This is a genomic window from Sulfitobacter sp. (genome assembly GCF_041552635.1).
Taxonomy (GTDB): domain Bacteria; phylum Pseudomonadota; class Alphaproteobacteria; order Rhodobacterales; family Rhodobacteraceae; genus Sulfitobacter.
The window spans coordinates 1-2777 of sequence record NZ_JBFEKM010000297.1 but is presented as its reverse complement, the minus strand read 5'-3'; the positions used below and the strand labels follow the sequence as shown (position 1 = coordinate 2777).

2 protein-coding genes and 2 pseudogenes are annotated in these 2777 nt (G+C 55.6%); 2 read left to right on the top strand and 2 right to left on the bottom strand.

Annotated elements, in window-relative coordinates:
• Window positions 1-35: 35 nt before the first annotated feature.
• Window positions 36-875, top strand: a complete 840-nt coding sequence (locus ABYT07_RS20285; RefSeq protein WP_372993816.1) for a 3-keto-5-aminohexanoate cleavage protein — start codon at window positions 36-38, stop codon at window positions 873-875.
• A 54-nt stretch (window positions 876-929) separates the two neighbouring features.
• Window positions 930-1203 (top strand): annotated as a pseudogene (locus ABYT07_RS20280) (CoA-transferase); the annotation flags it as partial.
• A 125-nt stretch (window positions 1204-1328) separates the two neighbouring features.
• On the opposite strand, the gene ABYT07_RS20275 reads toward ABYT07_RS20280, so the two are convergent.
• Window positions 1329-1958: a LysE family translocator gene (locus tag ABYT07_RS20275; RefSeq protein ID WP_372993815.1), complete on the bottom strand. Its 630-nt coding sequence runs from the start codon at window positions 1956-1958 to the stop codon at window positions 1329-1331.
• Between the two features lie 356 nt (window positions 1959-2314).
• Window positions 2315-2596 (bottom strand): annotated as a pseudogene (locus tag ABYT07_RS20270) (transposase); the annotation flags it as partial.
• Window positions 2597-2777 lie beyond the last annotated feature (181 nt).

Sequence of the window (2777 nt, the reverse complement as noted above, 5' to 3'; positions counted from 1 at the left end):
GATGCGCTGAAGCGTATGCCTGCGGCAGGTGCCAAATGAACACCCCTTGCATCATCTGCGTTGCAATCACCGGATCATTACCGACCAAAGCCAGCAACCCTGCAGTGCCCGTCACCGTATCCGAGCAGATTGAGAGCACCCACGCCGCTTTCGAGGCGGGTGCCACCATCTGCCACGCCCATGTGCGCAACGCCGACGAGACACCGTCCTCTGACCCCGAAAAATTCGCGCGCCTCAAGGAAGGTCTGGAGAAACATTGCCCCGGCATGATCATCCAGTTCTCGACGGGTGGGCGCTCGGGCGCAGGAGAGACGCGCGGTGGCATGCTGTCGCTCTCGCCTGACATGGCGTCGCTGTCGGTAGGCTCGAACAACTTTCCGACCCGCGTGTATGAAAATCCGCCGGATTTGGTAGACTGGCTTGCGGCGCAGATGCTTGAGCACGGTGTAAAGCCCGAGATCGAGGCATTTGATCTGTCGCATATCCTCAAGGCCAAGGACATGGCCGACAAGGGCCAGTTGGCGGGCACGCCCTATGTGCAGTTTGTCATGGGTGTGAAAAACGCCATGCCCGTGGACCGTGATGTGTTTGATTACTACATCCACACCGTTCGCCGTCTGTTTGGTGCCGATGCGCCGTGGTGCGCGGCAGGCATCGGTGCGCAGCAGTTTACGCTGAACGATTGGGCGATTTCATTGGGGGGGCATGCGCGTACAGGGCTTGAGGATAACGTCCGCCTTGATCGCGACACGCTGGCCCCATCGAACGCCGCCCTTGTGACGCGCGCCGCGCAGCTGTGCGAGAAATACGAGCGGCCCGTGGCGGACTGGCGACAGGCGCGCGCAATACTCGGCTTGAAGGAGATTGCAACGTGAAAAAAGGTATTCGATACAGCGCAAGCAGCACTTGAGGGTGTACGGGGCGATGGGATGCTGATCGCTTGGGCCGGCTTTGGTCTCTGCTGAATCCCCGAATTGCTGATCGACGGAATCGCCGATCATGGAGCCCGGAAACTGACGGTCGCTTAACAACGAAGGCGTCGATAACTTCGAATTGGGCAAACTGTTCGCCACCCGCCATCATTCCAAAATGATGGCGTCTTATGTCGGTGAAAACGCGGAATTCATGCGCCTGTACCTGTCAGATGAGCTGGAACTGGAGTTCAACCCTCAAGGCACATTGGCGGAGCGCCTGATCGATGGGGCCGAAATCGCGGTGAATCGCTAAGTGTTGCATTAAACATAAACGGGGCAGCGCCGAAAAACGGACGTTGGCGAAGTATACGGTGGAAGTCGGGTATGCGGGGCAAAGCGGACTTTAGGTGAACTTCATTGCGACCGCTTGAATGCGGCCGTCCTGACGCCCATCGCAATTAGCGCACTACCGCCAAGACGAGAGAACCATGCCAAAACTGAAGGCTTAGCAATTTTAGCGCGTAGCTTATCTGCCAAGAGTGCATATGCGAGGGCATTGATTGCTGCCAAACCTACGAACGTAACGACCAGAATTGCGAACTGAGGCAGAAGCGGGCTGTCCACCACAACAAATTGCGGCACGAAGGCAATAAAGAATACGATAGATTTCGGATTCAGCGCGGTCAATGCCGTAGCGTGACCAAAGACACCTGAAGCGCTGGTCTCTGTAACCTTCTCCAGATCATCGAGCGAAGCCGTTGAAGCGCTACGGAAAAGCTTGATCCCCATATAGACGAGATAGACAGCTCCGACCCATTTTAGAACAGTGAACAGCGTCGCCGAAGCCAGAACTAATGCCCCTAGGCCCGCCAATGATGCAGACATTGCGATGAAGTCGCCGAGAGCTCCGCCCCCGACCGTCGCAATGGCCACCCTTTTCCCTTGGCTGATCGCATAACTAAGAACGAGCAGAACCGTCGGTCCGGGAATGAGCAAAAGAGCTATTGAGGCAGCAACAAACGCCAGCCAAACCTGAAAATCCATGAAAATCCCTCTCTACTTTCTAGCTAGCCAGTCATAGGGCTGGCTAGCTAGAAAGCGAAAAGTAATCAGCGGCTCGCTGCGTGGCAGCATCGGTCAAATTGGGCTCAAACCGGACTTGCGGCGGTGCTACACGCAAATCTTAACTTTGCAGGTTTCAGCGCGACCAACCGGATGACCGGTCCCAGCCCAAAGCGGACACGACACGAGCTATATCTCGTTATCCCAAAACGCTTCCAAGTTTCCGTCTAACGACGTAGTAAGCGTCATACCCTGTTCACATGGTGCGTCAGCGACAAGCAGCTTTTTTGATATTGCCTCCAGCTCGCTTTGACTAAGCTTTTTCGAACCAATCGATTTCAAATTTCCCCATGTTGGAACACGAGCCTCGACAGCCTCCAAGCTGTGACCGTCTGGGCGGTTGCGGCGAGGAGAAACTCGTCATTTGCACCGCATGGGCAACGTAATCGCAGGCGTCCCAGCCCGAGGATGCGTTTGAGGTGTGCGAAGAGCATTTCCACCTTTTTGCGGAGCCGCATTGAGATCGCATATTGCTTTGTCTTGGCAATATCGCGGGCCACTTGGCGTGCGTCCTCATGTTCTTCTTGGGTGATCTTGCGGGCATCGGCTTTTGGGCAGCATGCTTCCGCCTTTTATGCGGCCGAATTCAATCAAGCTGTCAAATTTTGGAGCTCATATTCGTTGCATTGAACGGCCCTAACCTTACGTACGCCTCGTGGACGAGCGCTGCGGTGCAGCTTCACCAGACCGGCCATTTGTAGATCTTGCAGCATTTTCGGCGGGTGAAGGTCTGCAATGCGG